At 29.5% G+C, this 7,493-nt stretch carries 8 protein-coding genes and 1 pseudogene; 3 read left to right on the forward strand and 6 right to left on the reverse strand.

Translation table 11 applies throughout. From position 1 onward, the window contains the following. A partial coding sequence (locus Q0649_RS21330) for an amino acid permease (RefSeq protein ID WP_298846649.1) occupies positions 1-446 on the forward strand: 446 nt, incomplete at its 5' end. Between the two features lie 119 nt (positions 447-565). On the opposite strand, the gene Q0649_RS21335 is transcribed toward Q0649_RS21330, so the two are convergent. Both Q0649_RS21335 and Q0649_RS21340 read right to left on the reverse strand, forming a co-directional pair. Then, positions 566-1,258 carry a hypothetical protein gene (locus tag Q0649_RS21335; RefSeq protein WP_298846651.1) on the reverse strand — a complete coding sequence of 231 codons (693 nt, stop codon included), beginning with the start codon at positions 1,256-1,258 and terminating at the stop codon, positions 566-568. Next, complete coding sequence (locus Q0649_RS21340) at positions 1,248-2,630, reverse strand: AAA family ATPase (protein WP_298846653.1); 1,383 nt, start codon at positions 2,628-2,630, stop codon at positions 1,248-1,250. The genes Q0649_RS21335 and Q0649_RS21340 overlap by 11 nt, the downstream gene beginning before the upstream one ends. A 235-nt stretch (positions 2,631-2,865) precedes the next feature. Between Q0649_RS21340 and Q0649_RS21345 the strand changes: the two genes are divergently transcribed. After that, entirely contained in the window at positions 2,866-3,363 is a 498-nt protein-coding gene (locus Q0649_RS21345; protein ID WP_298846655.1) for a C40 family peptidase, read from the forward strand. Between the two features lie 24 nt (positions 3,364-3,387). On the opposite strand, the pseudogene Q0649_RS21350 reads toward Q0649_RS21345, so the two are convergent. The 4 genes and pseudogenes from Q0649_RS21350 to Q0649_RS21365 form a co-directional block, all read right to left on the reverse strand. Further along, a pseudogene (locus tag Q0649_RS21350) lies at positions 3,388-3,720 on the reverse strand (pirin family protein); the annotation flags it as partial. 29 nt (positions 3,721-3,749) lie between these two features. Further along, on the reverse strand, positions 3,750-5,231 hold the full coding sequence (locus tag Q0649_RS21355; RefSeq protein WP_298846657.1) for a nicotinate phosphoribosyltransferase: 1,482 nt from the start codon (positions 5,229-5,231) through the stop codon (positions 3,750-3,752). A gap of 47 nt (positions 5,232-5,278) precedes the next feature. After that, positions 5,279-5,962: an isochorismatase family cysteine hydrolase gene (locus Q0649_RS21360; RefSeq protein WP_298846659.1), complete on the reverse strand. Its 684-nt coding sequence runs from the start codon at positions 5,960-5,962 to the stop codon at positions 5,279-5,281. Positions 5,963-6,017: 55 nt separating this feature from the next. After that, entirely contained in the window at positions 6,018-6,938 is a 921-nt protein-coding gene (locus Q0649_RS21365; RefSeq protein ID WP_298846660.1) for an NrtR DNA-binding winged helix domain-containing protein, read from the reverse strand. Positions 6,939-7,156: 218 nt separating this feature from the next. Between Q0649_RS21365 and Q0649_RS21370 the strand changes: the two genes are divergently transcribed. Then, a complete protein-coding gene (locus tag Q0649_RS21370) occupies positions 7,157-7,492 on the forward strand; it encodes an IS66 family insertion sequence element accessory protein TnpA (RefSeq protein ID WP_298846661.1) in 336 nt (111 codons plus the stop codon). Position 7,493: the final 1 nt, after the last annotated feature.

Here is a 7,493-nt window from a genome sequence, read left to right on the forward strand (position 1 = left end):
CACTACTTGTAATGCTTTATGGACAAATTAGAGTATTTATGGTTATGTCAAGAGACGGGTTACTTCCAAAGATTTTTTCAAAGGTACACCCAGTTCACAAAACTCCTACCCTTTGTACAATAATAACAGGTAGTATTGCTGGTATAATGGCTGGATTTTTACCATTAGATGAAATAATAAAATTATGCAATATAGGTACATTATTTGCATTTGTTTTAGTATCTATTGGAGTTATAGTACTTAGGAAAACTATGCCTAATATTGAAAGAAAATTCAGGTGTCCATGGGTACCCGTTCTACCTATCATTTCTGCGGCTGCTTGTATTTATTTAATGTCAGCCTTACCACTAGTAACATGGATTAGGTTTGTAATTTGGTTATTAATTGGAATAGTAATTTACTTCTTGTATAGTAGACATCACAGTTTACTTCAAAATGAAAAATAAATATCAAAGTTTTAAAATAAAGTAGACAACCTTTTGGTAGTCTACTTTATTTTTGTAGTTCATAAAAATGGCATATAAAACATTGATGAATTTAGCTCTTGCGATATTTTGAGTAGCTACTAAGTTTTTATTGTGTTAAGGTATAAATTGAAATTACTAAATCGTTTTAAAGAATTTGTATCTTTTTTTATAAACTCCCAAGTATCTTTATATTCACCATTAATTATAAACTCTGGATTATTCATAAATTCGATAAAACTAATAGGGCTAGCGATAAATCTATCTTCAAATTTCTCAGCATACTCACGTTTTTCAACCGCGTTAACACTTTGCCTATTATGAATTACATGTTCCAAATTAGAAGAAAAGAAATATACCCGATAATTTAAATTCGCATATACTATATTGGTGGCTGCTAATTTACTGAGAATTTGTGATTTTTGTTTATTACGTTTTTTTATATTATCTACATTTCTCGCATATATATTTTGCGTATTATATTCAATGCTATCCGTATTCTTTTGCAGTATTTGCTCATCATTAATAAATGCACCATCCGTATCTACTAAATGAATTACACTGAAAATATCACTTTTCTTATACATGTCACTAGTTATAAACTCTTTTATATAATGCGTGATTTTCGTATAAATATTACTTGCATTAACTCCATTTTGAGTTGTTACATCACCATTAATAACTTTGAACCTCACTATTTTGTTTCTCTCAATTATTTTGGATAAAATCAATGCAAATGAATTTCTGTCAGTTATTCCTTCAACTATAAATAAAACTATTTTTTTACTCTTCATAAAGAATATCACCAGCTTTTCTAAAGGCATGTGCAATTTCAAAACTATTAGTTTCTTCATATACACACTCATTAAGCCCACCCAAATCAACACCACGAAGATATACATTTCGAAGATTATTATTACTTTTTATATTAGTTATTCTTATAAATCTATTTTGAGGATTCGTTGTACTAAACACCAATGATTCTTTTTCTAACATTTCAAGTGGTCGTAAGTTATGTGACGTAAATATAAATTGCCCTTTTCCTTCTTGCTCTATTATTTTTAATAATTCACCTAACAAATACTCAAATATACCAGCATCAAGTTCATCAACAATTAAACAAATTGATGGGTTATTATACATTGATATTAATGTACTTAAAATAGAAATTATCTTTTTTATGCCCTCAGATTCATATTTCAAAGGAATCTTTATATCTTTTTTAATAGAAAGCAATTGTATTCTTATTACTTCTTTCTCATTCTTATATAACTCATTTCCTAAATTATTAATCTCTAATTGTAAGTTAGGGATAATAGTACCTAACACCACATTCAGTTGTTTTATAATTTTTGTAGCTATATTATACCTCTTTTTATCTATATTGGATGTACCTAATAAGTTAATTGCAATATCTCCACTAGTTACGCCCTCATGATCCTCCATTCTAAAACTTAATGGCATATAATTAAGGCTTATAGTCGCTGAATGCTCATTTGTTATTACAAACAAATTTACTCTAGCAAAATGCTTAATGACATTAATAATATTAAAATAATCAGGACACATAGAATTACTTTTAAAAATTTCTTCTAAACTATCATTAAAAATAAAAGAGGTTTTTTCTTTAATTGATAATCTTTTACTAACTTCAAGATTAAATTCATTTTCTTTATTATTTCTTATTAACTCACTATAACGAGCTTTGGGCAATATATATGTATCCTTTAAATCTATAAGATATTCAATTATATCAATTTTTCTTTTTTTATTATCTTCATTTATTTGAGAATAGCTTAGCTTTTCATTATACAACTCAGCTCCCCCATCTTTTCGTCTTAACGACATCTGGTAATATACTAATAACTTTTGTTCTTTCATTTCAATGTAAAAAGCAAATTTCAAAGTAGCTACATCTTCTAATTCATTTATATAATTTTTAATATCATCCGGCAATTTTTCACCGCTTGCTATTGTTTTAAATAACTTAAAAGCTTCTACTATAGTTGTTTTACCTGAACCATTTTGTCCATAAATTCCAATTATATCTGATTTACCACTATAATATTTTTTTTGTCTATAAGCAGACAACTCAATAATTCCCTTTTGAATGTTTTTAAAACCTTCGATTTCAATACTTTGTATTCTTATAATTGTTTTTGTCATAAACCCAACTCCTATATTCTTTAAATCATATGCTTGCCACAATAAAATACTAATAGTTTTCACATAATTGATACAAATTGTATCTTTATATGTATTTAATTATATTATATCACCTTCAAATATTATTATTCATTATACCCTTAATTAGTATAATAAAAAAAGTTTATGTTTTATTAAAGGATATTATGTATTTATACAGAATATATTACAGATCACGTTTACAGAGGAGGCCATAATGAAGAAAGTTAAAAATATTACATCATTTGCTCTTGCTTTACTACTTGCAAGCTCAATAAGTATTACAAGTACGCCTGCACAGGCTAAGGTACTTATATACACAACAAAAATCACTCAATCAGCAGCAAGTAAAAACAAGCTTACAGGGACTAATATCGTAAACTATGCAAAAAAATTCATTGGCATACCATATAAATATGGTGGAATTACCACGGCTGGTTTTGATTGTTCTGGTTTTACTATGTATGTGTATAGGAATTTTAAAGTAACTCTACCACGCATTGCATCATCACAAACATTAAAAGGAAATGTCGTTAAAAAATCTTCCCTTAAGACAGGAGATTTAGTTTTTTTTGGAAAACCTATATCTCATGTTGGTATTTATGTTGGAGATGGAAAGTTTATACATTCACCCAAAACTGGGTCATCAATTAAAATTTTAGATTTAAAATATATGCCTAATTATAATACAGCCAGAAGAATAACGAGTAACTAGAGAAATATATATAAACAATGTTGTGTCTAGCTTAGGTACCATATCTGCTCTAATATCTCGATACTTTGGGCTTATCATTTTATTTTTTTGTGGTAGATTAAGCCAAAGTTGAACCCCAAGCATTCTATTTGATGATTTTGGCATTTCCTGATGAAGTATACCACCACCTGCTGTCATCCATTGACAACATCCATCTAATATACTTCCCTTATTACCTAAACTATCTATATGCTCAATATCTCAACTTATAAGATAAGTAACTGTTTCTATTCCCCTGTGTGGATGCCATGGGAAGCCTTTGGTATAATCATTAGGATTTGTTCCTGTTACTACTTTGTGTATTCCCCTTGTTTTCATAATAATTTACCTCCCTAATTAAACCTAATTTATTTTTCATTTTTTTCTTCAAGATTTCTATATTTTTTAATTAACTCTTGCTTAACAATCCAAAGTTCGTGAGATAAATCAACAAAATACTTGTGAGGATTAGAAAACCTCTTAACTTCATCCCATATGCTATCTACTTGCTTTTTACAATAAGCTCTAATTTCTTCTATCGTTGGTAATGTGTATATACACTCTCCATTAATAAATATTGGCACTTGAAGTTTTTTAGCATAAAAATTAGTAATCTTTTTCTTCTTCCAAGTAAGAACTGGATCAAAAATTCTATATGGGGCTGTTTCATTTATAACATCACCTGCCAATGTAATAACATCAGCAATTGCCTTGTGCGTATTTTTATCATATAATCTCCAGCACATTTTATATCCTGGATTAATGATCTTTTCTTCATTTTCGCTCAATTTAATTCTTGGAACAACTACTCCCTCTTCTTCCACCGCCACCAGTTTATATACACCACCAAATACTGGTTCTGATTTTGCTGTTACTAACCTTTCGCCAACACCAAATATGTCTATTTTAGCATTTTGATTTAATAATTCAGTTATAATGAACTCATCTAAACTATTAGAAGCCACTATTTTGCAATCTATTAACCCTGCCTCGTCTAGCATAATTCTTACTTTTTTCGAAAGATAAGCAAGATCTCCACTATCAAGTCTAATTGCCTTTAACCTTTTTCCAATTGGCTCTAGAACATCTTTGGATACCTTAATAGCATTTGGTATACCACATGTTATAACGTTGTATGTATCAACAAGTAATGTACATGTATCTGGGTAAGTTCTTGCATATGTTTCAAAAGCTTTATATTCGTCTCCAAAAAATTGTACCCGTGAATGTGCCATTGTTCCAGTAGCAGGAACTCCATACATTTGCTCTGCAATAGTTGTAGCTGTTCCACTTACTCCTCCAATATATGCTGCTCTTGCTCCCATTATAGCTGCATCAGCACCATGGGTTCTTCTTGCTCCAAGTTCAAGTATTGGTCTTCCCTTTGCGGCTCTTACTATTCTGTTAGCTTTTGTAGCTATTAAGCTTTGATGATTAATTGTTAAAAGCAACATAGTCTCTATAAGTTGAGCCTCAATTACCTTTGCTTTAATTGTTACTATTGCTTCATTTGGAAATACTACAGTGCCCTCTGGAATTGCATATATGTCTCCTGAGAATTTAAATGTTAGTAAATACGATAAAAACTGTTCTGACAAAACGCCCTTGCTTCTTAAAAAATCTATATCATTTCTTGTGAATTTTAAATTCTTAACAAACAGTACAAGTTGTTCAAGACCCGCCGTTATTGAAAATCCTGCTCCATCTGGGTTCTTTCTATAAAACATATCAAAATACACAATTGTATCAGTGACACCATTTACAAAATATCCATTTGACATTGTTAATTCATAAAAATCCATTAACATTGAAAGATTTCGCTGCTCTTTAATATTGAATTCATTGCTCATTTTCATATCTCTCCTCGCTTAATACTAAAGTAGTACTAATAATCTGTCTATTTTATAGTATCAACTACCTCTATACCATTAGATTTCATTTCCCAAAGAGATATAACTTTCATTAAATCACCATCATGAGTTCCAGTGTCAAAAGTCTCTACTGAATCTATTGGCACAATAATTCTTCTATCAATATTTTTTTCGTTGAAATATGTTTTTAATGTTTCTGCAAAATGTTTAACACATATGTCCGTTGAACAACCTTCTATAATATAATTTTCAATTTGTGTTTCATTTTCTGTTAGCCATGTTTTAAATTCTGGTGCATGAAAACCATTAGTACTATTTTTATGTATTTTTGTAGTATTACTATGTAGAGTAGCTCCACAGTTTAATGAAGAGATAAGTTCGGCCTCGGTACTGTTTTTTAAACAATGTCTTCCATATATTTTAAACTCAGTAGAATTTTCATCATGTTGCTCCAAAAAGAATACTTTTTTATATCCGTATGTACGCTCATTGATAGCTACAATATTATCTATAATAGTTTTAACTCTTGGTGAAGACATTATTCCTGTATTAACAAACCCATTTACCATGTCCATAACTATCAAAGCTGTTTTTTCTTTTGGAAGATCATTTAGACTAACTTCATTTCCCTTTATTTCATTTTGCATATCAAATATTTTATTTATTAGTAGATTTATCATATATATCATTTCCTCTCTTTTATATCTCATAAGGCGCATTTTATGCTTATTTAACTTACTTTGTTCATAGACTATATATAATCTATTAATCTAAAAAATTATGCTCCCAGTTTTCATTAAACTTATAACAGGTTGCAGGTCTTCCAGCAGTTGTTTTTTCTTTATTAGTTACTACTACCATCTTCTTGATTTTACGCCTAAAATTAGCCCTTGATAAAGGTTTTTCTAAATTAAGAATGACTTCATATATTTTTTGAGCTTCTCTTAACGTAAAATATTTTGGAAGTAATGAAAATGCTATTGGGGTGTATTCTATCTTGTTTTTTAATCTATCTAATGCATAATACACCTCATCAATATGATCGAAAGCAAGTTCATCTTTACTCCACTTCATCGGCTCATAAGATGGCACTTTAATAGATATAATTCCATTTTTAACAAATCTTTCAGAAACAACATAGCCTATTTTAACCTCACCATCATCTGAAATAAGTGTTAGATTATAAACATCGATTCTCTCTGTTAAAGAATTGTCCGATGAAATAAAATCTTTTTTCACTGTAAACCATTGTGCATAATTAGCATCATCCCCTGCTACTTCCTTAATATTTGTTTTATCAGCAAGTGCTAGGTATGCTATCGAAATAACTCTCATTCTTGGATCTCTATCTACTAAATCACCAAAAGTTTTTAGCTGCTCAAAATATACACTATCAATATTAGTTTCTTCTTTTAACTCCCTGTAACAAGCAGTACTTAATCCTTCATCAATATTCACGAACCCACCAGGAATTGCATAACACCCCATATATGGATGGTTACCTCTCCTTATCAAAAGCATTTTAAGTGCTTTATCAGGATCTTTTCCCTCTACAGGTATATCGTCTATCGTGAAAAGCAACATATCCACGGTATTAGAAGGTCTATCATAATTTCCTGGCACATAACTACTCAAAAATTCCTTTTCAGTTAATCCATCCTTATTTTTTTCATCTAAATTTCTCATAATCATTTTTCCTTTCTATATTGTTTATATTTTTATGACTATGTCTATAAAACTAACTTTGTATTGTTATAGTACTATAACCTTAGCATCATATAGATACAAAGTCAATGTTTTGGAATAAATATTAAAACTATTGTAAGCGATGGAACAAGCACCGTAATGTAAATTAACCTACGGTTTGATATACTTTGATAAAGTAGTCGATGGGAGGTTTTATTTTGAGATCCACAGCTAAAGATCAGATTCTCTGGGAGCAAAGAATTAATGAAAGAACTAAAAGCGGAATGTCAGTTTCAAAATGGTGTAAAGACAATGAAATTAGTAAAGGCAAGTATCATTATTGGAATCATAAAATAAATGAAAAGCAAAATCCGAATAACGAAATAACATTTGCTGAAATCACTCCAATCCTTTCAAATGCAGATCAGGCAATACTAACTTCAGATAAATTGGATGATTTTCAGATATTTTTCAAGAGTATACATGTAACAATTCCAAGTAATTTCAATCAAACTTCTTTAGCAGGACTAATGAAAGTCCTGAATGAACTATGAT

Source organism: uncultured Clostridium sp., from assembly GCF_937920395.1.
Taxonomy (GTDB): Bacteria; Bacillota; Clostridia; order Clostridiales; family Clostridiaceae; genus Clostridium_AD.